Annotated in this window: 26 protein-coding genes; 15 read left to right on the plus strand and 11 right to left on the minus strand. The window is 62.4% G+C overall.

The genetic code is table 11. The annotated features are described in order from the left end of the window. Positions 1-3 precede the first annotated feature (3 nt). From AC0VX3_RS18445 to AC0VX3_RS18475, 7 genes are all read right to left on the minus strand, one after another. The gene (locus AC0VX3_RS18445; RefSeq protein ID WP_475521731.1) at positions 4-861 is read right to left on the minus strand and encodes a carbohydrate ABC transporter permease; all 858 of its coding nucleotides are present in this window, start codon (positions 859-861) and stop codon (positions 4-6) included. A gap of 3 nt (positions 862-864) precedes the next feature. Next, the gene (locus AC0VX3_RS18450; protein ID WP_475525203.1) at positions 865-1773 is read right to left on the minus strand and encodes a carbohydrate ABC transporter permease; all 909 of its coding nucleotides are present in this window, start codon (positions 1771-1773) and stop codon (positions 865-867) included. A gap of 75 nt (positions 1774-1848) precedes the next feature. Beyond that, complete coding sequence (locus tag AC0VX3_RS18455) at positions 1849-3288, minus strand: extracellular solute-binding protein (protein ID WP_475521732.1); 1440 nt, start codon at positions 3286-3288, stop codon at positions 1849-1851. 27 nt (positions 3289-3315) lie between these two features. Next, a complete protein-coding gene (locus AC0VX3_RS18460; RefSeq protein ID WP_475521733.1) occupies positions 3316-4305 on the minus strand; it encodes a sugar-binding transcriptional regulator in 990 nt (329 codons plus the stop codon). 410 nt (positions 4306-4715) lie between these two features. After that, positions 4716-5132, minus strand: a complete 417-nt coding sequence (locus AC0VX3_RS18465) for a VOC family protein (protein WP_475521734.1) — start codon at positions 5130-5132, stop codon at positions 4716-4718. A gap of 175 nt (positions 5133-5307) precedes the next feature. Then, positions 5308-6054 (minus strand): sulfite exporter TauE/SafE family protein, encoded by a 747-nt coding sequence (locus AC0VX3_RS18470; protein WP_475521735.1) that lies wholly within the window; start codon positions 6052-6054, stop codon positions 5308-5310. Next, positions 6051-6818: an FCD domain-containing protein gene (locus AC0VX3_RS18475; RefSeq protein ID WP_475521736.1), complete on the minus strand. Its 768-nt coding sequence runs from the start codon at positions 6816-6818 to the stop codon at positions 6051-6053. Before AC0VX3_RS18475 ends, AC0VX3_RS18470 begins: the two co-directional genes overlap by 4 nt. 106 nt (positions 6819-6924) lie before the next feature. Here AC0VX3_RS18475 and AC0VX3_RS18480 point away from each other — a divergent pair, with 106 nt between their 5' ends. From AC0VX3_RS18480 to AC0VX3_RS18495, 4 genes are all read left to right on the plus strand, one after another. Next, positions 6925-7794, plus strand: a complete 870-nt coding sequence (locus tag AC0VX3_RS18480) for a fumarylacetoacetate hydrolase family protein (protein WP_475521737.1) — start codon at positions 6925-6927, stop codon at positions 7792-7794. 36 nt (positions 7795-7830) lie between these two features. After that, a complete protein-coding gene (locus AC0VX3_RS18485) occupies positions 7831-8922 on the plus strand; it encodes a hypothetical protein (protein WP_475521738.1) in 1092 nt (363 codons plus the stop codon). Positions 8923-8988: 66 nt separating this feature from the next. Continuing rightward, on the plus strand, positions 8989-10959 hold the full coding sequence (locus AC0VX3_RS18490) for a tripartite tricarboxylate transporter permease (protein ID WP_475521739.1): 1971 nt from the start codon (positions 8989-8991) through the stop codon (positions 10957-10959). Between the two features lie 14 nt (positions 10960-10973). Beyond that, positions 10974-11501 carry an OsmC family protein gene (locus AC0VX3_RS18495; protein ID WP_475521740.1) on the plus strand — a complete coding sequence of 176 codons (528 nt, stop codon included), beginning with the start codon at positions 10974-10976 and terminating at the stop codon, positions 11499-11501. A gap of 81 nt (positions 11502-11582) precedes the next feature. Here AC0VX3_RS18495 and AC0VX3_RS18500 read toward each other — a convergent pair whose 3' ends face one another. After that, the gene (locus AC0VX3_RS18500) at positions 11583-12893 is read right to left on the minus strand and encodes a tetratricopeptide repeat protein (RefSeq protein ID WP_475521741.1); all 1311 of its coding nucleotides are present in this window, start codon (positions 12891-12893) and stop codon (positions 11583-11585) included. Between the two features lie 170 nt (positions 12894-13063). Between AC0VX3_RS18500 and AC0VX3_RS18505 the strand changes: the two genes are divergently transcribed. Further along, entirely contained in the window at positions 13064-13288 is a 225-nt protein-coding gene (locus tag AC0VX3_RS18505; RefSeq protein ID WP_475521742.1) for a hypothetical protein, read from the plus strand. 351 nt (positions 13289-13639) lie between these two features. On the opposite strand, the gene AC0VX3_RS18510 is transcribed toward AC0VX3_RS18505, so the two are convergent. Next, a complete protein-coding gene (locus tag AC0VX3_RS18510; RefSeq protein ID WP_475521743.1) occupies positions 13640-14125 on the minus strand; it encodes a TspO/MBR family protein in 486 nt (161 codons plus the stop codon). Positions 14126-14280: 155 nt separating this feature from the next. On the opposite strand from AC0VX3_RS18510, the gene AC0VX3_RS18515 reads away from it, so the two are divergent. Continuing rightward, positions 14281-16116 (plus strand): SLC13 family permease, encoded by a 1836-nt coding sequence (locus tag AC0VX3_RS18515; protein ID WP_475521744.1) that lies wholly within the window; start codon positions 14281-14283, stop codon positions 16114-16116. Between the two features lie 60 nt (positions 16117-16176). Beyond that, on the plus strand, positions 16177-16959 hold the full coding sequence (locus AC0VX3_RS18520; RefSeq protein WP_342894049.1) for an arginyltransferase: 783 nt from the start codon (positions 16177-16179) through the stop codon (positions 16957-16959). A gap of 24 nt (positions 16960-16983) precedes the next feature. Here AC0VX3_RS18520 and AC0VX3_RS18525 read toward each other — a convergent pair whose 3' ends face one another. Both AC0VX3_RS18525 and AC0VX3_RS18530 read right to left on the minus strand, forming a co-directional pair. Then, a complete protein-coding gene (locus AC0VX3_RS18525; RefSeq protein ID WP_475521745.1) occupies positions 16984-17643 on the minus strand; it encodes a uracil-DNA glycosylase in 660 nt (219 codons plus the stop codon). Between the two features lie 9 nt (positions 17644-17652). Continuing rightward, positions 17653-18246 carry a LabA-like NYN domain-containing protein gene (locus tag AC0VX3_RS18530; RefSeq protein WP_342894047.1) on the minus strand — a complete coding sequence of 198 codons (594 nt, stop codon included), beginning with the start codon at positions 18244-18246 and terminating at the stop codon, positions 17653-17655. Between the two features lie 419 nt (positions 18247-18665). On the opposite strand from AC0VX3_RS18530, the gene rpoZ reads away from it, so the two are divergent. The 8 genes from rpoZ to era all read left to right on the plus strand — a co-directional run bounded on the left by rpoZ (position 18666) and on the right by era (position 25791). Continuing rightward, a complete protein-coding gene (rpoZ, locus tag AC0VX3_RS18535; protein WP_342894046.1) occupies positions 18666-19067 on the plus strand; it encodes a DNA-directed RNA polymerase subunit omega in 402 nt (133 codons plus the stop codon). Between the two features lie 109 nt (positions 19068-19176). After that, on the plus strand, positions 19177-21423 hold the full coding sequence (locus AC0VX3_RS18540; RefSeq protein WP_475521746.1) for a RelA/SpoT family protein: 2247 nt from the start codon (positions 19177-19179) through the stop codon (positions 21421-21423). Positions 21424-21454: 31 nt separating this feature from the next. After that, positions 21455-22036 carry an orotate phosphoribosyltransferase gene (pyrE, locus tag AC0VX3_RS18545; protein ID WP_342894044.1) on the plus strand — a complete coding sequence of 194 codons (582 nt, stop codon included), beginning with the start codon at positions 21455-21457 and terminating at the stop codon, positions 22034-22036. 73 nt (positions 22037-22109) lie between these two features. Continuing rightward, positions 22110-22673, plus strand: a complete 564-nt coding sequence (locus AC0VX3_RS18550; protein ID WP_475521747.1) for a DUF2062 domain-containing protein — start codon at positions 22110-22112, stop codon at positions 22671-22673. Between the two features lie 54 nt (positions 22674-22727). After that, the gene (gene acpS / locus AC0VX3_RS18555) at positions 22728-23168 is read left to right on the plus strand and encodes a holo-ACP synthase (RefSeq protein ID WP_475521748.1); all 441 of its coding nucleotides are present in this window, start codon (positions 22728-22730) and stop codon (positions 23166-23168) included. A 107-nt stretch (positions 23169-23275) separates the two neighbouring features. Continuing rightward, the gene (gene lepB, locus AC0VX3_RS18560; RefSeq protein WP_342894041.1) at positions 23276-24031 is read left to right on the plus strand and encodes a signal peptidase I; all 756 of its coding nucleotides are present in this window, start codon (positions 23276-23278) and stop codon (positions 24029-24031) included. A gap of 43 nt (positions 24032-24074) precedes the next feature. Then, positions 24075-24782, plus strand: a complete 708-nt coding sequence (rnc, locus tag AC0VX3_RS18565; RefSeq protein ID WP_475521749.1) for a ribonuclease III — start codon at positions 24075-24077, stop codon at positions 24780-24782. Positions 24783-24864: 82 nt separating this feature from the next. Continuing rightward, positions 24865-25791, plus strand: a complete 927-nt coding sequence (era, locus tag AC0VX3_RS18570) for a GTPase Era (RefSeq protein WP_342894368.1) — start codon at positions 24865-24867, stop codon at positions 25789-25791. Positions 25792-25869 lie beyond the last annotated feature (78 nt).

Below are 25869 nucleotides of genomic sequence, written 5' to 3' on the forward strand. Positions count from 1 at the left end.
GCATCATCCTTTCACGGCACCGAGGGAAAGCCCCTCGACGAGGTAGCGCTGCGCATAGAGCGCGAGAGCGAGCGTGGGGGTGATCGACAGAACGACCGCGGCAGCGATCTGACCGTACTGGATGCCGCTCGCCGTCACGAACGCCAGAGCGCCGACGGTGACCGGCTGCTTGTCGGCGCTGGCCAGGACAAGGGCGAAGATGAAATTGTTCCAGGCGAAAATGAAGGCAAGCAAGGCCGCCGCGGCAATCCCCGGCCCCGCCAGCGGCAGGGCGATCTTGCGGAACGTTGACCACCAGGTGTGTCCCGCGATCCGGTAGGCATGCTCGATGTCCTGGGGAATATCCTCGAAATAACCGCGCACGATCCACAGGATCAGCGGCAGACAGATCAGCTGATAGACCCAGATAAGCCCGAAATACGTGTCCGCCAGGCCGATCTGATGGAAATAAAGGGTCAGCGGCAACAGCACGAGCAAGGGGGGCGCGAAGCGGAAACTCAGCAGCGTGAAGGCGATGTCCTCCGCTCCGCGGAACTTGTGCCGGGCAAATGCATAGGCCGCGGGAACCCCGAGGATCAGCGCAAGGGCAACTGAGCCCACGGACAGAATGACCGAGTTCATCAGGTTGCGCATGAACTGTATGTCCATGGAGGCAACGTTGCTGTCCAGACGGCCGGCGATGATCGCCGCGTAGTTCGAAAAGGTCGGCTCGAAGACGACGGACGGCGGCGAGCGCAGGATCGTCTCGTTCGTCTGCAGGCTCATGAGCACGATCCACAGGATCGGAAACATGAAGAAGACAACGATGACGCTGAGGGCAACGCCCCGCAGGAACCGTTCAAGTGGCGAATAATGGTGCATGGTTCAACCCTCCCCTCTGGCGCGTTCGCGCAGGCGGAGCCAGTTCTTGATGAAGAGATTGGACAGCATGAATGTGATGGCCCACAGGATCAGCAGCAACGCGGCCGAGCGGCCCACATTCGTTGACTGGAAGAAGTTCAGATAGGCTTCCACCTGGAACACCATCAGCCGGTCGCCGGGCCCGCCCTGGGTCATGGCGTAGATGATGTCGAATTGCTGGATGGAGTCGAGCAGGCGGAAAAGAGATGCCGTCAGGATGTAGGGCAGGAGCATCGGCAACGTGATGCGCCAGAACTGCTGCAGCCGGGGCACGCCGTCGAGCGCGGCAGCCTCGAAGGGCTGCTTCGGCAGCGACCTCAATCCCGCCAGCAGCAGTATCATGATGAAGGGCGTATAGACCCAGATGTCGACCAGGACGACGGTCAGCAGCGCCGTGGACGGATCCGACCCCCAGTTCATGTCCTGGAAGCCCAGGACCTGGGCGAAATAACTCAGGATCCCGAAATTCGGGTTTGTCATCAACTTGAACATCAGGGCGGCAAGCGCGGGAGCGGTCATCAGCGGCATCAGCAGCATGATGGAAATGAAGTTGTTGGATCTGGACCGTTTCTGCAGCAGCAGCGCGATGCCGAGCCCCAGCAGGAGTTCCAGCCCGACCGTGAGGCCCGCATAGACCAGACTGACCTGCAACGTGTTCCAGAACGAGGCATCGGTGAGGAAATTCAGATAGTTCTCCCCCCAGTTCATGCCACGGTTCCAGGGCTGGGACAGCCGGTAGCGCTGCAGGGAGAACCAGACCGCCGTGAAGAACGGGATCAGGATGCCGATGCAGACCAGCAGAGCCGGCAGGCTCAGCAGATACGGGAATAGCTTGTTCGGAACCCGGAAGCGCGCGGGCGCAACACGGGCCATGGTTTCGTTGGCCATGTCAAAAACCTGATGGGGAAATGGGAGGCGGGCCGTGTCCGGCCCGCCAATGAGTGATGCTTAGCCGAGCCCGGCTTCCTTGAGCTGCCGGTTGACGTTGTTGCTGAGCTGGTCGAGCCCTTCGTCCACCGAAAGTTCGCTGGCCACCATCTTCTGCAAGGTCGCCGCCCATTCGGTGGTCAGATCGAAGAACAACGGTTGCGCGGTGAACTTGATCGAAGCCCCCGGAGCGGACACGTCGTGCATGTTCACGTAGCCCGGATAGGACTTGGCCAGACGGTCGCGGAAGCCCGCGTCCTCCCAGACCGAGGTGCGCACGGGATTGACGAAATCCATCTTGGAGGCGCCGAAGAGCCCATGCTCGGGACCGGAGGCCCACTGCATGAAGTACCAGGTCGCGTCGTGATCCCTGGAGAATTTCGACATGGCCAGGGACCAGATCCAGATATTGGGCGTCGGCATTCCGTCACCGGACGCCGCGAAGGGCGCGTAAGCAAGCTTCCCGGCCATCGCGTTGTCGCCGCCATTCATGAAATAGCCGAGGATATCGGCGTCGTAGATCATGGCGGACTTGCCGGCACCAAGGTCCGTGCCGACCTGATACCAGGTGTGGGTCGACCAGTCGGAGGCACCAGACTGCTGGATCATCTTGACCCACTTGGCATGGAATTCCCTGGATCCGGCCGTGTTCATGGCGGCCGACAGCTTGCCGTCAGCGCTGACATTCAGGTCCTGTTCGCCAAGGTTGGCGTAGGCGGACAGAAAACCGGGATGGATGGTCGCCCAACTGCGCGAACCGCGCACACCGATACCGTAAACGCCGTCATTGTCGCCCTGCAGCTTCGCTGCCAGCTCGATGAGTTCGTCGAGATTGTTCGGCAGGGACGCGCCCGACTTTTCCAGCATGTCGGCATTGTAGGTCAGGTTGTTCTGCTCGTATCCCCAGGGTATGCACCACTGCTTGGCGTCGTCGGAGCCGAGCGCGCCGCCCGGCTTGCCGTTCCAGGCGCAGGACTTGCGCACGCCCTCGATCATGTCCGTCCAATTGTAGTTGGGATTGGTCTTGGACGGATCGTTGATCCACTCGTTGTGATCGACGACCCAGCCGGCGGGACCGTATGTCCAGGTCATGTAGGCGCCGGTCATGAAGGCATCATATTCGCTGGAACCCGACGACAGCGCGGCGGTCACCTTGTCGAAATAGACGTCTTCCGGGAAGATGTCGTAAGTGACCTCCATCCCCGTCAATTCCTTGAAATTGTCCAGGTTGGCAATCATTGCATCGGTGTAGGGATGCTTGTTGAGAAGCAGCTTGACGGATTTTCCGGCATGCTTCTTCCAGTCGAAATCCGCGGCAAGCGCACGCGTTGCGGCGGCGTTCACCAGCACGCTGGCGCTTGCAGCCGTCACACCCAGCGCCGACAGGGACCGGAGCAAGCTCCGGCGGCTCATCTGCCCCCTCATATATGCGCCTACGAGATCTTTCTCTTTCTCATACATGGACTTTCCTCCCAAATCGCCCGCGTTTCATGCAGCTCCGGCAGCGCGACTGCCGCCCAGACCTTCGACAAGACTACGGGCTGCCGCCTCATCGATGATCAATCCAGTTAGAAGGCCGCTGGACAATGCGGCCTTGATCGCCTCGACCTTGCCGAGACTTCCAGCAACCGCGACCACCTCCCGGCCGCGCAGTTCCTCGAGCGGCATGGCCATTGTCCGGCCGTCGAGCGATGTCTCGATCTGCCGTCCCTCTCGATCCAGGAACTGGCCGAGGATCTCGGCCGCCGCCCCCCGTCCCTCCAGTTCCGCCCTGACATCCTGCCGGCCGATCGCCACCGAACCTCCCGAGGTATCGAGATCGCCGATACCGACGATCGCGAGATCGCATTCCTGCATCCGGGAGAACGCCTCGCGCAGCATCGACTGGGAGGCCAGCACCGCCTTGTCCTCCGGCGAATTGGTAAACAGCGGCGCCGGCATCAGGTAGGATTCCGCCCCCGTTATCTGTGCCAGCCGGTGGATCACGTCATAGGGATTGGCGGCAAGCGAGCGTGTGAGCCCGCCGAGAAGAGAGACAAAAACAGTGCCGTTGGCCTTCCGGCGCTGCATCGCCTCGACCGAAGCGGCAATGGTCCGTCCATGACTGACACCGATGACCTTGTGGGCTCCGGTCTCCAGCAGGTGGCCCAGCCAGTGCCCACCGAGCGCTCCCAATGCACGCAGCGGGATCGGCCCCGGCTCGCCGAGGTCCATCGCGACCCGGCACATGGACAGGCCGAAAGCCTTGATCAGGGTGTTTTCCAGCTCAACGCACGGGGCAGCGGTTGCATCGACGGAAATATGCACAAGACCCAGGTCCTGAGCCTTCGCGATCAGCCTGTGCGCACGCGTCCCCGAGACACCAAGACGCACGGCGACTTCCGACTGAGTCAGACCACCGATGAAATGCAGCCACGCCGCCCTTGCGGTGAGCTCGATTTCTTCCTGAAGTTTTAAGTGCGACGCACCTTTTGCCAAGGGCTCCTCCCGAGCGCTCTGCTTGCTTTTGCAAATTAATCCATAAGTGAAATTAATTGCAAAATTGGTCGTGCGTCAATATTTTTCCGTTGTGCACCGCACGTGCAGCCTTGCCGACCGGGACCTTAAATACCCAGGGTTTCCGTCATTTCGAGAGTGAACGAGCCGCGGGCTGCAGTCTGGAACCATCCGCTAAACGACTGATGTCATAACGTAATAGGTGAGATCGGCCGCACCGGATTGCAAAGCAGTTTTTCACTCGCCTCAATGAAGAACCGGCTTGGCATCAGCCTGAAAAATTAGCGAACAGGGCTCGCGGACAAACCGGCTGCAGCGGCATGTCGGGCCTTCTTGAGGCCGCTCCCGCTACCTGGCTCCGGCATGCGGACAATGCGTTGGGGTCGTCCGTCTTATCCTTCCCGCCCGGGTTCGTCCGGATCTTCGGAAAACAGAGCGATCTTGTTGCCTTGAGGGTCTCGAAGGTAACCGACATAAAAATGAGGTCCGTAGGAAACACGGAAGCCGGGCAGGCCCTCGTCAAGGCCGCCTGCCGCGAGCGCGGCGGCGTGAAGGTCGCGAACCTGTTTTTGACGGCTGGCCTGGAATGCGATCATGGTACCGTTGCCGGCCGAGGCCGGATGTCCGTCGAAGGTTGGCTTGACATAGAAATCCGGCAGAGCGGCGGACTGACCCGGTTGTTCGGGCAACACGTAACTCAGGCCCTCGGGCCCCTCCTCCAGCCTGTAACCGAGAGCCGGCAGGAATGCACAGTAAAATCGCCTTGCACGCGCGATGTCGTCAGCGCCGACGGTGACATAGGCAATCATGCAGCGGTTTCCTTTCCGGGATCTCGATCATTGCGGCGCACCTGCTGCCTAACAACAGATCAACACGCCATTCGGCTCGATCCAACCTGAACCCTAAGGCGCAGCAACGATCATTCGGGTGCATTGCGGCCAGGGGCTCAAGGTTTTCACGCGCCCCAGCCCCCCCCTACCCCCGTCACCTCAACAAGAACGACAGCGTCAGCACCAGCCCCAGACCGGCCACGCCGATCCGTACCAGCTTTTCCGGCAGTTTGCGGACGAGGCTGGCGCCGACGTAACCGCCGGCGATGCCGCCGGCCAGCACGCAGGAGGCAGCGAGCCAGTCGACGAGGCCGGACAGCACCATCGGCACCACGGCAACCGACTGGATGGCGAAGGCGAAGAGGTTCTTGGCGCCGTTGACCTGCGAAACGCCGAGGCCGGAGGAAACCGACAGGACGGCGAGCAGCATGAAGCCGAGGCCGGCGCCAAAGAAACCACCGTAAAAGCCGAACACGGCCAGAAGCACGGCAACGGCGGTGTCGAGCCTCTCGCCGGGAAAGGCCCGGCGCATCAGCACCGTGGTGCGTGGCCCGAGCACAATGGCGACGACGGCGACAATCAGGAGGAACGGCACCACCTTGACGAAGGCCTCGTTGCTGGAATTGACCATCACCAGAGCGCCGATGAGCGCACCGGCGAGCGCCGGGATCATCTGGCGCCACAGGCGCTTCATGTCGCCGGCAAGTTCCCGCCGGTAGATCCAGATTGCCGGAAGCTGCGCCGGCCACAGGGCGACCCCTTGCGTCACATTGGCGGCGATCGGCGGCAGACCGGTGGCCAGCAGCATTGGAAACACGAACAGCTTGGCGCCGCCCGCAGCCGCGTTGATAGCGCCGCCGACAAGGCCGGCAGCCAGAAACAGAAGCACGTCCATGGTCATGCGATGCCGCCCGGCCGATTTTCGCTGTCCGGTGCATCGCCCCTCGCCTCACCGTCCGCCTTGCAACTCGTCTGCCCGGTTGTCAGTGCTTCGGCGGTCAGCGCGAAATGATCCACGATCAGGCGGCAGGCGAGGTCTGCATCCCGGGCCAGCGCCGCATCGGCGATGGCGGCGTGCTCGGCCTTCAGGTCGCGGTCACCGATCCTGCGATAGACCGAGGCCCGGCGGTAGCGCTCGCACAGGTCGTGCAGGCCGCCGCGCATCTTCAACAGCCAGTTCGAGCCGCAGGCGGAGACCAGCGCCAGGTGAAGACCGGAATTCGCCCGCTCCCAACTGTCGGGCACCTGGCCCTGTGCCTGCGCCAGCGCCGTGTCTTCCTTGGCCATCAGGTAGGCTGCGGCCACGATCCCGGCCTCCCAGTCGTCGCCACCGTTTTCGATCGCCAGGCGCAGGGCCTCCTTCTCGATCACGGTGCGGGCCAGGTTCAGGTCCCGGAACTCCGCCGGATCGAGCGGTGCCACGGCAAAACCGCGATTGCCGCCGCCGACCACAAGTCCGTCCTGGGCGAGCTTCTGCATCGCCTCGCGCAAGGGCGTCGGCCCGATGCCGTAGATCGCCTTCAGCTTCTCGATCCTGAGGCGTTCTCCGGGCAGGCGCGCCGAGGTGATGATGTCGCGGCGCAGCCGGCGGTAGGCGGCATCGACAAGGGTCTCCCCGTCGAGGGAGCCGTCATCCGGGCTTTCTGTTCTGGCTTGTGTGTTCATCGGCATTTCTTAAACGGGGAAATTTCGAATGGGAAGATGTCCGTTTGACAGTCGTGATTTTCTATGATGGTAATTATTATCGATAAAAATTGATAGTGTCGAGAAAATGAAGATCATCACCTTTGAGACCGCCGGCACACTGGCCGCCGGGTATGTGGACGGCGGCGAGGCCGTAATATGCGCCGAGGGCGAGACCGCCCGGCACGCCGTTCTTGACGTGATCGCCGGAGGAGACGCAGCGCTTGCCGTGTGGCGGAACGCCGGCGGGCGGCGCGTGCCGCTCGCCGATGTGCGGCTGTGCGCACCGGTGCCCGAGCCCTTGCGGGACATCTTCTGCGTCGGCAAGAACTACTACGCCCATGCGGCGGAGTTTCATTCCAGCGGCTTCGATTCCAGCGCCAAGGAGGCCGTGCCGTCGCATCCGGTGATCTTCACCAAGGCGACGACCAGCGTGTGCGGTCCGGGCGATGTGGTGCGCGGCTCGCTCGACCATACGAACAGCACCGACTACGAGGGCGAACTCGGCGTCGTCATCGGCAAGCGCGGTTTTCAGGTCTCGAAGGCGGATGCGCTCGACCACGTGTTCGGCTATGTGGCGGTCAACAACGTCACATCGCGCGTCCTGCAGAAGCAACATAACCAGTGGGTCATCGGCAAGGGCATCGACACCTTCTGCCCGATGGGGCCGTGGATCGCCACCGCCGACGAGATCGGCGACGTGCGCGCGCTGGAAGTGATGACGGACATCAACGGTGAGGAACGCCAGCGGGCGAAGGTCGCCGACCTGATCTTCGACATCCCGACCCTGATCGAAACCATGACGCGCACCATGACGCTGCTGCCGGGCGACATTATTGCCACCGGCACGCCCGTGGGCGTCGGCATAGGCTTCGACCCGCCAAAATACCTGAAGGCTGGCGACACGATGCGCGTCAGCATCACGGGGCTCGGAACGCTCGAGAACAAGATCGGCTGAGCCTGACCCGCATCTGTCGAAGGGAGGAATGACATCATGCATACTGAAAAACTCACGGCGACCGCCGCCCTGGTCCTGGGGAGCACTCTTGTTCTGGGGGGCACGCTGGGAGCGGCGGCCCAGGAGGGACTGTTCGCCGGCAAGACCATCGAGGTGGTGGTGCCCTTCGGCGAAGGCGGCGCGACCTTCGTGTCGGCCAAGTTCCTGGAACCCTATTTTGAGAAGCACCTGCCCGGAAATCCCGACCTGGACGTCGTCTCGCGGCCCGGTGGCGGCTCGATCCTTGGCGCCAACTGGTTCCAGCAGAACGCCAGACCCGACGGTTCGACGATTCTGTTCACGACCTCGTCGACCGCGAACCCCTTTGTTCTTGGCCAGAAGGGCGTCGAATACAAACTCGCCGACTATCGCGTCGCCTACAGCCATCCGTTCAGCGCGGTCGCCTATGTGGCGCCCGACACCGGCATTACCAGCGCGGCCGGGATCAAGGATTCACAGAAGCCGCTGATCTATGGCGGCATCGCCGCCGCCGCATCCGACCTGCCCGGGTTGCTCTCCTTCGAAGTGCTCGATATCGACGTCAAGGCCGTGCTGGGCTTCAACGGCCGCGGCCCGGTCCGTCTTGCCTTCGAACAGGGCGAACTGAACCTCGACTATCAGTTCACCCCGGTCTACCTGACCCAGGTGGTGCCTTCCGTTGCCGAAGGCCGCGCGGTGCCGCTTTGGACCGGTGGCGCGATGGACAACGGCGTCCTGAAGGCGCGCGACCCGATCGCCCCTGAACTGCCGTCCGTCTACGAGGTCTACGAGGAACTCAACGGCAAGGCGCCCTCGGGGATCGAATGGGACGCGTTCCAGGGCATCGCCTCGGTGACCTATGCCTATGGCCTGACCGGCTACATGCACCCGGACACGCCGCAGGACGTGCTCGACGCCTTCGCGGACGCCGTTGCAGCGATCAATGCCGATCCGGAGTTCCAGGCCGAAAGCCTGAAGGTCACCAATGGCGCGCGGCTCAATGCCGGGCCGGACACGGAAGCAGCCGTCAAGTCGGCCCTGGCACCCAGCGCCGAGGTCAAGGACTACCTGCGCACTCTCCTGTCGGAGAAATACGGCGTGACATTCTGATCCTCGCCTCCGCCCGGGTCACGCAGCCACGACCCGGGCGCACCCTTCCTTTCCTCGGGACCTTTCATGTTTGAACACGCGCTCACCGCGCTCGATGCGCTTTTCGACCCCATGCGCCTTGCGGCTTTGTTCGCCGGCATGTTCGTCGGCATGGTTTTCGGCATGCTGCCGGGCCTTGGCGGTGTCGCGGCGGTGTCGATCCTGCTGCCCTTCATCTACTACATGGACGCCTATTCAGGCCTTGCCATGCTTCTGGGCGCGGTCTCGGTCGTCTATACGTCCGACACGATCACCTCGGTGCTGATCGGTGCGCCCGGCTCGCCCGCCTCGGCGCCGACGGCCATCGAAGGCCATGCGCTGGCGAAAAAGGGCCAGGCGGCGCGTGCGCTCGGCGTCGGCTTTCTGGCGTCCATGGTCGGCGGGCTGACCGGCGCGGCGATCCTGTTCGTGGCCATTCCGGTTGCCGGGCCGATCGTTCTTCTGCTGTCGACGCCGGAACTGTTCATGTTCGCGCTGGTCGGCCTGTTCTTTGCCGCTTCCATGATCGGCAAGGACCTGGCAAAGGGGCTGGCCGCCGCCTGCCTCGGCGTGCTTCTGGGCGTTGTCGGCCCGGCTCAGGCGGCCGCCGATTTCCGCTACACGTTCGACCAGGTCTATCTTCTCGACGGGTTCTCGCTGACCATCGTCGCGCTTGGCCTGTTTGGTGTGGCCGAGGTGATCTCCATGCTCGCGGCCGGCGGTGGCATCAGCCACGAACGGGTCAAGGTCGACCACTGGGGCGAAGGTTTCCGGGATTTCTGGCGCGCGCGCTGGCTGATCCTGCGCGCCGCCGTGATCGGCGTCTTCGGCGGGTTCGTGCCGGCTGTCGGTGCCTCCGCCTCGACCTGGGTGGCCTATGGCCACGCCATGCGCTCGACCAAGGACAAGTCGCGCTTCGGCCGCGGCGAGATCCGCGGCATCGCCGCCTCCGAGGGCGCCAACAACGCCACGGTGATTTCCGACCTGGTGCCGACGCTTCTGTTCAGCGTTCCGGGCGGACCGGCGGCGGCGATCTTCCTCGGCGCGCTGTTTTCCTTCGGCTATTATCCCGGCCCCCGGATGATCACCCAGAACCCGGACCTGATGTTCCTGATCGTCTGGTCGGTGGCGCTGACCTCGGTCGTGGGCGCCGCGCTGTGCTTTGCGATCACCCCCGCGCTGGCGCGCCTGACGCGCATTCCCTTCGCGATCATTGCCGCGCCTTTGATCCTCATCATGGTGATCGGCGCCTATCAGTCGACCTCGACCATGGGCGACATCTTCATGCTGTTCGTGCTCGGCGCGCTCGGCTGGCTGATGAAACATGGCGGCTGGCCGCGCGCGCCGGCGCTGGTCGGTTTCGTGCTGTCCGGTCCGATGGAACAGTATTTCTGGCTCGCCAACCAGATCCACGGCTGGTCCTGGCTGGCCCGTCCCGGCGTTCTCCTGATCGGATCGGTGATCGCCATACCGGTGCTGCTGTCTGTTGTACGCTGGCTGCGCGCGCGCAGGCACGCGGCAGTCGCGGCTCCCGCCCCTGCCCCTGCGTCCGGGTTGGCGGCAGCAACCGAAAACGAGGACATCCCCGTGGCGCTGCCGAGCCGGGGCATATCGCTCGTGCTCGCCGCTCTCGCAGCGCTGATGTTCAGCTATGCGCTTCTGGACATGTTCTCCTTCAATCCCTCCTCGCGGCTGATGCCGGCGCTGGCGATCGTGCCCGGCCTGCCGCTCGCGCTCTACCTGCTGGCGCGCGGCGTACGGGACTATGACAACGACTTTGCCCGGGACGCGAACGAGCTCCGGGTCCTGGTCGTGCTTGTCGCCTACGCCATCGCGGTGTGGGCCATCGGCGTCAGCCTGCCCACGGTCGTCCTGATCGCCTGGATGCTGCTGGTGAAGGCGCGCATGCGGCTGTGGACCGGCCTGATCTACGGCGCCGCCGTCTTTGTGGTGGTGCGGTTGCTTTTCGACCTCCTGCGGGGCGATGCGCCCGTCGGAGCCCTCATTCCTCTCAGTTAAGGCAAGGAACTTCCATGTCGGACATGATCGATCAAGACATCATCGAACCGAGCATCGACCCCGAAACCCGCAAGATCGGGGTGCGCCACGTCAAGGCGACCAATGCCGCTGGCACGCGCACCAAGGTTCAGGTGCGCGACTTCGCCCCCGCCTACACCGACGAACCGGCGTCGCTGGGGGGCACCAATTCCGCGCCCAGCCCGCTGGAAACCGTTCTGATCGCCCTGGTCGGCTGCGACGGCGTGATCATCAACGGGGTCGCGACAGCCATGAACTTTGCTTACACGGGGGTGGATTTTGCCTGCGAGAGCCAGATCGACGTGCGCGGCCCCAAGGGCGTGCCCGGCATCCGGCCCTATTTCGAAAGCGGCAAGCTCACCATCACGGTCTATTCGGACGAACCGGAGGACCGGTTCCGCAAGCTGTGCAAGAACGTCGAGTTCCGCTGCCCGGTCATGAACCTGTTCGCCGCCGCCAAGGTCGACATGGACGTCACCTGGAGGCAAGAACCGGCCGCCGATTATGCCGGAAGTGTCGATTGAAGGACCAGGACGCGCGGACCAATTGTGTTCTGGCCAGCTCGTCTTTCAGCGCTGTCGCTCAGAACCCCGCCGGGGAGCCGCTCATTGTTCGGAGGATTGCCAACCGGCTTCCGCGAGCGCGTCGAACAGCGTATCGGCGTCGTCGGAATGGGCGAACAGGCGGCGCAGCACGATTTCCACCCGGCTGTTCGGCCGGGAGGCCACGAAGTCCCCGAGCAGCTTGCCGGCCATGGCCTCGTTGCCGGATTTGTAGTGCGCGGCAATCAGGTAGGCGAAGCTGATCGAGCTGGACGGACCGCCCAGCGACGCGGCCTGATTGAGCGCCTCCACCGCCGCCTGATAGTCGCCCAGGTGGAATTTCGCGACGGCATAGGCAACCGTGAACACATGCCGGCTGAGATCCCGGCCCAGGAAGTTTGCAGGATTGGCCGATTTGACGACATGGTCGAAGTCCCCGCTGAAGATGCCGATCAGGGAATCGAAGTTGAGGACATCGAGGTCGTCCGGATCGATTTCGACCGCGTGCAGCGAATAGGCCCGGGCCGCGTCGATGTTGCCGCGTACGAATTCCATCCAACCGAGAGCGGAGTGTGTCCATGGCGATGCCGGGCTCAGATCCAGGGCCTTCTGGGCATGACGGAAACCCAGGCCGATCAGGACATCGCGTTCGTCGCCGGCGGGCACGAGAAACGATTGCAGGCCGACGATCTGCGCCAGGCCCGCATGACCACCAGAATAGTTCGGGTCGAGTTCGATCGCCCGCTCGAACATCCCCCGCGTCGCGGTCAGACGCGCGGGATTGCTCGCCGGAAAGATGAGACTGCGCGCCTGGGTCGCCAGGTCCACGGCTTCGAGCGTGGCCGGCGACCGGTTCAGCAGGACCTCGCGCTGCACGCTGCTCAGACCTTTCGCAGGGGCGGGATTTCGGGCCTCCTGCAATCCGGAAATCTGGAGCAGGACATACCCGAGCACACCTCCGACCAGCAGGACGAGACAGACAAGAGCCCCGATCAGGAAGGTGCGGCGATTTCCGGTTCGTTCCGGAGGGGTCTCGAACCGAACCGCATATTGCCCCGGATCGATGACGAACCGGATCCTATCCGTCGCACCGTCACCGTTATAATAGGCTTCCAGGGCGCGTCTCAGGCGTCCGGCATCCACGCGCACAAGGTTCGAACTGTCGGCACCGGAGGAAGGCGGACGCTTGTAGACGTCTTCGGCGATCGTCTTGCCGAAGATCTGCCCGCCGCGGCCTTCCAGGGTTTCGGTCACGACATAAGTCAGAAAATCCTGCAACCTCTGCGACCCTGAAATCTCCTGACTCTTGCAAATTTTCTCAAGGGACTCCAGGACGATCTCCTCATCGGGCGCCTTCGCGTCGCTTGATTCCATAAGGCTGCCCATTCCGGATTCGATCCATCAAACACCATGATAATCAGATACTTAAACCCGTAAAACACGGGAAAGTCACGGTGTTAAACTCTACATTCAGGCAATACTAGGAGATCCTGCAACCAGATCAACTGCGGAGTGCATCGGGGATTCGGCAAGAAAGGCGCCGCATGGAAGGCTGGGACGACAAGTTGGGGCTCGAGAGTACAGCGGTTCTCGACCTTCGGCGTAACGACCGGGTTTTTGATGAAATCTGCCGCGACTACGAAATCATGCTGGGGGAGTTGGCAAGAAGCCGCAAAGCAGACGCGGCGGATCTGGAGGAAACGGTCGCAGCGCTGCAACGCGAGCTGGTCCGTTACCTGGCCGCAGTCCCAAAGCACGCGGGTGAATGACGCGCGGGATCGCGGACGTTTCCGGATGCACGCCGGCGAGATCACCCGAAACATCGGATTGCCGAAGCCGGGTGAGCGGAAGCAGACGAGACACGAACATATCTCTCCCGGTCGGACCTGAATGGGCCCGCCGAACGAGAGAACCGGAAGCCTTCCGACAGAAAGCGGTCACGCTCGGGAAGGCCACGGTTCACGACCGGTCGAAGAACAGGCCCCATCGCCTCTTCATTCAGAAGGGTTCGACCACAGATCCCTGCCGCCCCTTGCATTCGGCGGCAGGGATTTTCCACCACCGGATCCCCGTGCGGACACGCGCACCGGACAATCGCGCTGTATGTTAGGGATCCGCCGTCAATTCAGCAACGCGATGGACACGTTCAACAGTCCAGCGAAGGCAACCCAGGCGGCATAGGGCAGGAACAGCAGCGCGGCCGTCGTGTCGCCTTTCCAGTTTGCCGCGATGTAAGTCATGATCAGGACGAACAGCAGCACCACGACGGCGAAAGCCGCCCAGATCTGGTGCAAGCCGAAAAACAGCGGCATCCAGCACCAGTTGAGCAGCATCTGCCCGGCCCATATCCCCATCATACGGCTGCGCGGCGCTCTGAGAAAGCTGCGCCATCCCGCAATTGCGATCAGGATGTAAAGCACCGTCCAGGCCGGTGCGAACACCCAGTCCGGCGGATTGAAAGGCGGCTTGCGCAAAGCCTGATACCAGGGGCCGGGAGCGGACAGGGCTCCGATCAGGACGCCGGTGCCGACGACGGCGATGAGGAACAGGGCCAACAGGACACGCGGATGGCGCTGGAAGAAGGCGGGATCGGGGAAAGTCTTCATGATGGTGTCAACGCATGGCCCCCCTTGTGGTTCCCGGCATCATGCCTTAACGGACCTCTCAATGACAATCTTGCGACTTGCCTCTTCCAATCCCGGGACCTGCTGATTTAAACTGGCATCCCGTGGAAACCTCCCTGGCGGCTTTAGGCTCATGAATGCACTCAGTTGATATTGCAATGGCGCTGACCTTCGTGGTGATCGCGTCAACTGTCGTACTTTACGCCATGGAGCGCTACGCGATCGAGATCGTCGCCCTGGGGTCCATTTCCGCCTTCATCGTCATCTTTTCCGTCATCCCAGTGACAGCGCCCGACGGCGCGGTGATCACCACCGGCGATTTTCTCGCCGGTTTCGCCAACCCGGCCCTGATCACCGTCATCTGCCTTCTGATCATCGGCCAGGGCCTGTTCCAGACGGATGCGCTGGAGGCCCCGGCAAAAGCCATCGTGCGCATGACCCGCGGACGCTCGCTCCATGCCGCCATTCCGGTGCTGCTGGCGGTCGCCATCCTGAGCGCCTTTCTGAACAACACCCCCGTCGTGGTGATGTTCCTGCCGATCCTGACAGCCGTCGCCGCGACCGTTGGCCAGTCCCCCGCCCGCGTGCTGATGCCGCTGTCCTTCCTGGCCATTCTCGGCGGCATGACCACGCTGATCGGGTCGTCGACAAACCTTCTGGTCGCCAACTACGCCGCCCAGACCTCCGATCTGAAACTGACCTTTTTCAGTTTCACCGGGATCGGCCTGATCGTGGCCAGCGTCGGCGCCGTCTACGTGCTGTTTGTCATGCCGCGCCTGCTGAAGGCTCGCAAGACCATGGCGGAGGAGTTTCAGGCCACCTCCGGCAAGCAGTTCATCGCCCAGATCGAGATCACCTACGGACATCCCCTGATCGGGGTCGAGTCGGTCTCCGGCATGTTCCCGAAACTGAAAGACATGACCGTTCGCCTGGTCCAGCGCGGCCAGAAGCCGATCCTGCCGCCCTTCGAAAACGTGGTGCTGGCGCCCGGCGACATGGTCATCGTGGCGGCAACCCGCACCGCACTCGCCAATGCGCTCTCCCGCCGCCAGCCGCTCATGGAAGCCGAAGGCGACACCGGCAATCCGGGCCGCGAAATCCAGGCCGCGCAACCGGGCTCCATCAGCCTGGCCGAAGTCGTGGTCGCGCCCGCCTCGCGCCTGATGGGCCGGACCCTGCCGCAGTCCGGGTTCTATTCGGACACCGGCTGCCTGGTGATGGGTATCCAGCGGCGCAGCCGCATGCCGCGCATGGCCATGAACGACATCCGGCTGGAAGCGGGCGATGTGCTGCTCGTATCCGGCAGCGAAGAGGAAATCGCGCGCCTGCGCGGCAATCGCGACGTGTTGCTGCTCGACTGGTCCATGGCGGAAGTCCCCCGGCGCCGCTACGCGCCGCGCGCCCTGGTGATCTTCGCCTGTGTCGTGGCTCTGGCCGCGAGCGGGCTGGTGCCGATCGTATCGACGGCGGTGGCCGGCACATTCGCCATGATCGCTTCGGGCTGCCTCAACATCCGTCAGGCCATGCGCGCCATCGACAGCCGGATCTTCATGCTTGTCGGGGCCTCGCTTGCCGGCGCGGTCGCGCTGGAAGGCACAGGCGGCGCCACCGCGATTGCCACCGCCCTTGTCACCGTGCTGGACGGTGCATCCGCCCCGGTGATGCTGTCCGCGCTGTTCTTCATCGTCATGGTGCTGACGAATTTCCTGTCGAACAACGCTGCCGCCGTCCTGTTCACGCCGATCGCCATCAATCTGGCGCAGCAGATCGGCGCGGAGCCGGAAGCTTTCGTGGTCTGCCTGATCATCGCGGCGAATTCGTCTTTCGCGACGCCGATCGGGTATCAGACCAACCTGATCGTCATGGGCCCCGGGCACTACAAGTTCAATGATTTCGTACGGGCTGGCACCCCGCTTGCTCTTGTTTTATGGTTGACCTTCTCACTGGTCGCTCCATGGTATTACGGCCTGTGAAACCAGAACCGGGCGTGAGGCGTTCGCAACTGGAGACATGAAGATACGCGGGACAACACGGTGACACGGCACCCCACAGATCATCCGCAGTTCTATCTGACGGCGCCCGCGCCCTGCCCCTATCTGGAGGGCAAGCAGGAGCGCAAGGTGTTCACCCACCTGGTCGGCCACAATGCCCCGGCGCTCAACGAGGTTCTGACACAGGGCGGCTTCCGGCGCAGCCAGAACATCGCCTATCGGCCCGCCTGCGAACGCTGCCAGGCCTGCGTCTCGATCCGTGTGCGCGTGGACGAATTTCAATGGACCAAATCGTTTAAACGGGTGTGGAAGTCCGGCGGGGACATTGTCGGCGCCCGGTTGCCGCCCAGCCCTTCGGCCGAACAATACGATCTTTTCCGGGACTATCTGGAGGCACGGCACGAAAACGGCGGCATGACCGAAATGAGCGTGCTCGACTACGCCATGATGGTCGAGGACACCCATGTGGAGACCCTGGTCCTGGAATACCGCCGCCGCGGTCCGAACAGTTTCCTGACCGGCACCGGTGAGGGCCCTCTTCTGGGCGTTGCCCTCACGGACCAGCTCTCGGACGGCCTGTCGATGGTCTATTCCTTCTACACGCCCGACTATCCGAACACCGCGCTCGGCACCTATATGATCCTGGATCACATCGTGCGCGCCAGAAAGATGAACCTGCCCTACGTCTATCTCGGCTACTGGGTCGATGGCTCGCGGAAAATGGACTACAAGGCCCGCTTCAAGCCGCAGGAACATCTCGGTCCCAACGGCTGGGCCGTTGCCGACGAGAAGGAGTATCGCACGGAGCCCCCTTCCGGCGGATGAGGAACGGCGCAGTTTCGGCTTTTGTCAGGAAACATGCGCGCGAATCTTCACGAAAACGGCGCGAAACATCTCTTCCGTCAGGCGGCCCGTATTGGTGTTGTACCTTGAGCAGTGATAGCTGTCGAAGAGGGTCAGCCCGGTGCCCGGCAGCGCGTGTTCCGCGCAATGTGCAAAGGGAAACGCCGCGCGGCGCTGACCGAGCGCGGTCAGGAACGTCTCGTGGGCGATCCGGCCGAGCGCCAGCACTGCGTTGATCGACGGATTGGCCGCGAGAGTCGACAGGAGATACGGCCGGCAGGTCCTGATTTCCTCCCCGGTCGGCTTGTTCTGCGGCGGCAGACAGCGGACCGCGTTGGTGATCAGCGCGTCCTTGAGCGTCAGCCCGTCATCGGGCCGCGCCTGATATGTGCCGGAGGCGAAGCCGAAATCGATCATGGTCCGGTAGAGAAGATCGCCGGCATAGTCCCCCGTGAACGGGCGGCCGGTGCAGTTCGCCCCCTTCATGCCGGGCGCCAGACCGATGACCAGCAGCGTCGGTGCAGCCGCGCCGAAGGACGGTACGGGGGCATTGTGCCAATCGGGATGCGCTGCCTTGAGCTCCTCGCGCAACGCGACGAGCCGGGGACAGGCCGGACAATCCAGGGGCGGATCGACCGGCACTTTGTGACTGTTCAACGCGGACATGGCCGAAACCTAGTAGTCGTCGTCCTCGTCGTCGTCTTCCACATGAGCCGGCGTCTGCGGGCGCATGGGCCGTTCGGACGGGTCGCGGCCGATCTTGTTGGCCAGGCTTGCCAGATCGATGAAATGATCCGCCTGCCGGCGCAGATCGTCGGCGATCATCGGCGGCTGGGTTTTCAAGGTCGAGACAACGCTGACCTTGCGGCCCTTGCGCTGCAGGGCCTCCACCAGAGAGCGGAAGTCGCCATCGCCGGAGAACAGAACGATGTGGTCGACGGTTTCGACCAGTTCCATGGCGTCAACGGCAAGCTCGATATCCATGTTGCCTTTCACCTTGCGGCGTCCGGCACTGTCCACAAATTCCTTCACGGGCTTGGTAATGACCTTGTAGCCATTATAGTCCAGCCAGTCGATCAGCGGACGTATCGAGGAATACTCCTGATCTTCGATCAGAGCGGTATAGTAATACGCGCGCAGCATATAGGCATGACCCTGAAATTCCTTCAGAAGCCGCTTGTAGTCAATGTCAAAACCGATGGCCTTTGCGGTTGAGTACAAGTTGGCCCCATCAATGAACAAAGCAACTTTTTCTCGAGCGTCAAACATCTTATTTGAAACCTTTCCCAGTTATATGCGCAGCGCTTTGTTATTCGTCCGGTCTGAACTCAGCCTCCCGCGGCGGGGTCCGACGTGTCCGATCTCTGCTGTCAACGCACATAGTGTCGAAAGAATACTGCGCATCCCGCAGCTTCTGACGACTTATTGTTTTCTTTCCAACGCCCTTCTGATTCCGCGAGGGGCCATTGCCTGTGGCGTATACCATTATATTGGACTCCCGCAATGCAAAAGCGAGCGGTTTCCTTAAAAAAAACCTTAAAAAAACCGGGCAAAATTTCCGTTGATTTCCACCTGACTTGCCCGGCAAAATCCCCGGCCACCCTTCAATTCTGACTAGGGGTTGCTTTTTTGAATCGCGAACACTATACGCTGGTTCTTCAAGTTCCTTAAAGCTATGGAGACGTCGAATGGCGCGCGTGACCGTCGAGGACTGCATCGACAAGGTCGAAAACCGGTTTGAGCTGGTGCTGATTGCTGCGCATCGCGCACGCATGATTTCCAGCGGTTCTCCGCTGACCATCGAACGCGACAACGACAAGAACCCTGTTGTCGCCCTTCGTGAAATCGCCGAGCAGACCGTCAGCCCGGAAGACATGAAGGAAGACCTGATCCATTCGCTGCAGAAGTTCGTCGAAGTGGACGAGCCGGAAGCCGAAGCCGTGCCGCTGATGCCATCCCCCGGCCAGCAGAACGTGACGCAGGTCAATGCCGTCGACGACGGCGCGGTCGAATTCGACCGGATGTCCGAGGAAGACCTTCTGCGCGGTCTGGAAGGGCTCGTTCCGCCGGAACGGACTGACGACGTCTGATTTTTTGTCACAAAGCTCGTCTGAAGCGCGGCCGAAAAGGCATGGGCGCTTCGGACATTTTTGTCTGTCCCGCTGAAACCTCAGCCGGTTGCCAGGGTCGGTTGCGGCCATGATGCGTCAATACGAACTCGTAGAACGGGTTACTCGGTACAATCCGGAAGCTGACGAAGCCTTGCTCAACAAGGCCTATGTCTACGCCATGCAGAAGCATGGCTCCCAGATGCGCGCATCAGGCGATCCCTATTTTTCCCACCCTCTCGAAGTCGCCGCGATCCTGACCGACCTGCGTCTGGATGACGCGACCATTGCCGTCGCGCTGCTGCATGACACGATCGAGGACACGGACGCGACACGGTCGGAAATCGACAGTCTGTTCGGTGAGGGAATCGGCAAGCTGGTCGAAGGTCTTACCAAGATCAAGCGGCTGGACCTGGTTTCCCAGAAAGCCAAACAGGCGGAGAATTTCCGCAAGCTCCTGCTTGCCATCGCCGACGATGTCCGCGTGCTTCTGGTCAAGCTGGCGGACCGGCTGCACAACATGCGCACGCTCGGTCACATGCCGGAGCAGAAGCGCGGCCGCATCGCCGAAGAAACCATGGAGATCTATGCGCCGCTGGCCGGCCGCATGGGCATGCATGACATGCGCGAGGAGCTGGAGGATCTCTCCTTCCGCACGCTCAACCCGGAAGCCTATGAAACCATCACGGACCGGCTGGCCGATCTGCGCGAGCGCAACCGGGACCTGATTCTGGACATCGAAACCACCTTGACCGAACGCCTGAGCGAACGCGGCATGGCGGCGCTCGTCAAGGGGCGGGAAAAACGTCCCTATTCGATCTTTCGAAAGATGCAGCGCAAGGCGATCGGCTTCGAACAGCTTTCCGATATCTACGGGTTCCGCGTGACCGTCGGCACCATTGAAGCCTGTTACCGCGTGCTCGGGGTCATCCACACGACCTGGCCCACCGTGCCGGGCCGGTTCAAGGATTATATCTCGACCCCCAAGCAGAACGACTACAAGTCGATCCACACGACCATTGTCGGTCCGTCACGTCAGCGCGTGGAACTGCAGATCCGCACCATTTCCATGGACCGGGTCGCCGAATACGGTATCGCGGCCCATGCGCTCTACAAGGATGGCGAGTTCGGCGGCCGCGACATCACCCGCCATTCCGAAGACTGCCGCGCCTTCGAGTGGCTGCGCCGGACCACGGAACTGCTCGCCCAGGGGGACACGCCCGAGGAGTTCCTGGAAAACACCAAGCTGGAGCTGTTCCATGACCAGGTGTTCTGTTTCTCTCCCAAGGGCCGCCTGATCGCCCTGCCGCGCGGCGCCACGCCGATCGACTTCGCCTATGCGGTGCACACGGACGTTGGCAACACCTGCGTCGGCTGCAAGATAAACGGCAAGATCATGCCCCTGGTGACGGAGCTTCACAACGGCGACGAAGTCGAGATCATCCGATCACCCGCGCAATCCCCGCCCCCCGCCTGGGAGGCGATCGCGATCACCGGGAAGGCCCGGGCGGCCATCCGCCGGGCAACGCGGGAATCCGTGCGCAAACAATATGGCGCGCTCGGCGAACATATCCTCGAACGCGCATTCGCGCGCGCGGACAAGGCCTATTCCGAAGATCTTCTCGAAGGAATTCTCGACCAGCATCACCAGGCGAGTGTCGCGGATCTTCTGGCCGCGGTCGGACGCGGCGACCTCAGCGCCCAGGTCGTTCTGAAATCCGCGCATCCGGACTATCAGGACCAGCGCGTGGCCATGTCAGCCCCTCCCCTGGAAGAAGGCTGGTTCGGTCTGAAGCAGGGGCATGGTCTCAAGTTCCGAATTCCTCCCAGCGGACTGGAAGCAGACAGCGCAACCGGCGCCGACGGACAGGATGCCGGCGAAGGCCCTGCCCTGCCGATCCGCGGGCTGTCCGGCGACATTCCGGTCACCTTCGCCCCCGACGGCGGCGCCGTGCCGGGCGACCGTATCGTCGGCATCTTGACCCCGTCCGAAGGACTGACCATCTATCCGATACAGTCTCCGTCTCTCAAGGAGTACGATGACCAGACCGAACGCTGGGTCGATGTGCGCTGGGACATCGATGTCGACAATCCGGAGCGCTTTCCGGCCCGGCTGAACATATCCGCCGCCAATGAACCAGGCTCACTGGCAACAATCGCCCAGGTCATCGGCGAAAACAGTGGTAACATCGACAATGTAAAAATGCTCCAGAGGGCGCCGGACTTCCACCAGATGGTCATCGACCTGGAGGTCTGGGATCTGAAGCACCTCAACCGGATCATCAATCAATTGCGAACCAAACCGAATGTGTCGAGCGTCAGCCGGGTGAACGGCTAGCAGCTCCGACGATATCAGGGGATTTCTTGTAATGACGCGTGACGAAGTGCTGTCCCTGTTCCGTGAGGCCGGTGCCATCCTGGAAGGCCATTTCATTCTGACCTCGGGACTGCGCAGTCCGGTCTTCCTGCAAAAGGCCCGGGTGTTCATGTATCCGGACATGACCGAAAAGCTGTGCAAGGCGCTGGCGGACAAGATTCGCGCCGCGGATCTCGGCAAGATCGACTATATCGTGTCGCCTGCTCTCGGCGGCCTCATTCCCGGATATGAGACCGCCCGTCATCTGGGCGTGCCGTCGATGTGGGTGGAACGCGAAGATGGCGAATTCCGGCTCCGCCGGTTCGAGCTGCCCGAGGGAGCGCGTGTCATTATCGTTGAGGATATCGTCACGACCGGCCTGTCGAGCCGCGAAACGGTAACCTCGTTGAAAGCTCTTGGTGCTGAAGTCCTCGCCGTCGCCTGTCTGATCGACCGGTCCGGTGGCGACGCCGATGTCTCCGTTCCACTGGTCGCGCTGGCCGAATACAAGGTGCCCGCCTATGAGCCCGACAATCTTCCGCCGGAACTGGCCGCCCTGCCGGCGATCAAGCCCGGCAGCCGCGGATTGAGCTGAGCGCAACAAGAACGGATACACCTCTTTCATCATGCTGTTCCGCCGCAGACATAGGCCTTCCAGGATCGAACGCATGCGCGTTGCCGTCTGGCCCCGACACAGCTGGGCCCGGTCGACCCGCTATTTCGGCAAGAGAGTGCTGCGGCTTACGGCCACACCGAATGCCGTCGCGCTCGGCTTCGCGGCGGGGGCGTTCGCTTCGTTCACACCGTTGATCGGCTTCCACTTCCTGACAGCATTCGGCCTCGCCTTCCTGGTGCGCGGCAACCTGATCGCCGCCGCACTCGGCACCTCGATCGGCAATCCCCTGACGTTTCCCTTCATCTGGGCACTCACGTTCAAGATAGGGCAATGGATCCTGCATGGCCGCCCGCCCCCAAGGGCAGACCCTCACCATGTGCATCAGCAGTTCCAGCACGGCCTGTTCGAAAAGTCGTTTGATGCGCTCTGGCCAATGCTCAAGCCGATGTTCATCGGTGCCGTGCCCCTCGGCCTGATCGTGGCCAGCGTGTCCTATGTGATCGTCTACAAGAGCGTCGAGGTCTATCAGCGACGCCGCCGCAACAAGATCGCCGCCAGGGGCGACCGGCTGTTTCCCGCACCGGGCCCGAACATGGAAGAAGACCGCGGCTCCTGATTTCCGGCCCCGCACGTTCCTCCGGGTATCGTGCGTATATTCGAAGGCAGACACATGATCTTAGGGATTGGCAGCGACCTGATCGACATTCGCCGGATCGAGAAGACGCTTGCCCGGTTCGGCGATCGGTTCACCAACCGGGTCTTTACGGAAATCGAGCGGACCAAGTCGGACCGGCGTGCCGAGCGCGCGGCGTCCTATGCCAAGCGGTTCGCCGCCAAGGAGGCCTGTTCCAAGGCGCTTGGCAGCGGCATTCGCATGGGTGTGGCCTGGCGGGAAATGGGAGTCGTCAACCTGCCGTCCGGAAAACCCACGATTGCCCTGGCCGGAGGCGCGGCGGAACGGCTTGCCGCGATGACACCCGATGGTTTCAAGGCAACCATCGACCTGACGATCACGGACGATTTTCCGCTGGCCCAGGCTTTTGTGGTCATCTCGGCCTGGCCCGCCGACTGGCCTGAGCCGCACCTGGTGGATTCCACCTCAAAGGCGTAACCGGGACACGGTCGCCGCATTGCTTCCGGGCATTGGACCGGCTAAGAGTCGCGCTGTGAAGCGCCGCCGGAAACCGGGCCCGCCGACAACTTGATTCAAGGGATATTATGAGCGTGACGGAAAACAAGAAAGAAAAGGACAGCGGCGGTGTCGGTGAAACCGTCAAGGTCATTGTCCAGGCGCTGCTGCTTGCCCTGATCGTGCGGACCTTTCTGTTTCAGCCCTTCAACATTCCTTCCGGATCCATGAAGGATACGCTGCTGATCGGCGACTATCTGTTCGTTTCCAAATACAGCTACGGCTATTCCCGGTATTCCTTCCCGTTCGGTCTGGCACCGTTTTCCGGCCGGGTCTGGGCCACGCCGCCCGAGCGCGGCGATGTCGCGGTGTTCAAGCTTCCGACCGATACCTCGATCGACTACATCAAACGGGTGATGGGACTGCCGGGAGACACCATTCAGGTGATCGACGGCGTCGTCCATATCAACGGAGACCCGGTCAAGAGGGAGCGCATCGACGATTACATCGAGCAATCCCCGGCAGGCCTGGTCCGGCGCGTCCCCCGGTTCCGCGAGACCCTGCCGAACGGCGTTTCCTTCGACACGCTGGATCTGACCCCCAATGGACAGATGGACAACACGCGGGAATACAAGGTTCCCGAAGGCCATTATTTCATGATGGGTGACAATCGCGACAATTCCATCGACAGCCGCTACCAGACCCGCGTCGGCTTTGTGCCCTATGACAACTTCATGGGCCGCGCGGAGATCCTGTTCTTCTCCATCAAGGACGAAACCCCGGCATGGCAGATCTGGACCTGGCCCTGGAGCGTGCGCTGGGATCGTATCGGCCGGGGGCTGTGACCGGCACGGTCGCAACCCCTGCTCCGAAACGCGGATCCGCCGCATGACCAGACCAAATCAGACGAACCCGATCTCGGCGCTGATAGAGGCGCTGCAATATGAGTTCAAGGATCTGGACCTGTTGCGGGTGGCGCTGACGCATGCAAGCGCGCTGGCACCGTCGGAGACGGTGTCCGGCAGCTACCAGCGCCTTGAGTTTCTTGGCGACAGGGTACTCGGCCTGGCAATCGCAACCATGCTGCACAAGCATTTTCCCAAAGCCGACGAGGGTGAACTGGCGCGGCGGTTCAACCACATGGTCAAGCGCGAGACCTGCGCGGAGATCGCACAGGAACTGGGTGTCGGCGACGCCATGCGGATCGGCCTGGCGGAAGCGCAAACGGGCGGGCGGAAAAAGACCGCGCTGCTCGCCGATATCTGCGAATCGTTGATCGCGGCGATCTATCTCGATGGCGGTTTCGATGCCGCGGAAAGCTTTGTCGGGCGTCTCTGGGAGCCGCGTATGCTATCCTGGTCCGGACCGCTGCGAGACGCCAAGACGACATTGCAGGAATGGGCCCAGTCCCAGAGCCTGCCCACCCCGCGTTACAACGTCACCGGACGGGAAGGTCCGGACCATGCCCCGAACTTCACCGTCGCGGTGACGGTACAGGGTCTGCCGCCCGGCGAGGGCAAGGGCGGCTCGAAGCGGATTGCTGAACAAAGCGCGGCCGAGGTCGTGCTGCGCCGGGAAGGCGTCTGGAAGGAATAGAAACAGAGTGAGCGACGACAACAACAGCAGCGGACCGACGGACGAAGACGACGGTTTCGTCGCGCCCAAGGCCCGTTTCGACATGCCGTTGCCCGAACCGCTGGCGGCCATGCCGGAGGGAACGCGCGCAGGGTTCGTTGCCCTGATCGGCGCGCCCAATGCCGGCAAGTCGACCCTGATCAACCAGCTTGTCGGCACAAAGGTGTCCATCGTCACCCACAAGGTGCAGACGACGCGCACCATCGTGCGCGGTGTGGCCATGCACGGCACCGCGCAGCTCGTCTTCATCGACACACCGGGCATCTTCAAGCCGAAGCGCCGGCTGGACCGGGCCATGGTCGACACCGCCTGGGGCGGCGCGCGCGACGCGGATCTGATCGCCCTCTTGATCGATGCGCGCAAGGGCATCGACGAGGAAGTGGAAAACATCCTCAAGCGGCTTCAGAACCAGAGCGCTCCCAAAGTGCTGATCCTGAACAAGACCGACATCGCCAAACGCGAGAAGCTGCTTCTGATTGCGCAAAAGGCGAACGAATACCTCACCTTCGAGGAAACATTCATGGTGTCCGCGCTGACCGGCGACGGAACCGAGACCATTCTGGACCATTTCGCGTCCAAGGTTCCCGAAGGCCCCTGGCTGTATCCGGAGGATCAGCCCTCCGATCTTCCGCTGCGCATCCTCGCCGCGGAGATCACCCGCGAGAAACTGTTCGAGCGCCTGCACCAGGAGCTGCCCTATATTTCCACGGTCGAGACCGAACGATGGGAGACCCGCAAGGACGGGTCGGCTCGTATCGAACAGACCATCTATGTGGAACGCGACAGCCAGAAGAGCATCGTGCTGGGCAAGCGCGGTCAGACGATCAAGGCGATTTCGCAGACTGCGCGCGAGGAGTTGTCCGAGATCATCGACGCTCCAGTGCATCTGTTCCTGTTCGTCAAGGTGCGCGAAAACTGGGCCGACGATCCGGAGCGCTACCGGGAAATGGGGCTGGAGTTTCCGAAATAAGAGGCAGCGCCTGACACATGCGGCGGGCCGATCTCCGCCCGTCCTTTGCTGGATCGGTATCGACACGGGAAGACGCCC

The sequence above is a fragment of the Roseibium sp. QJM3NY_11 genome, assembly GCF_056173175.1.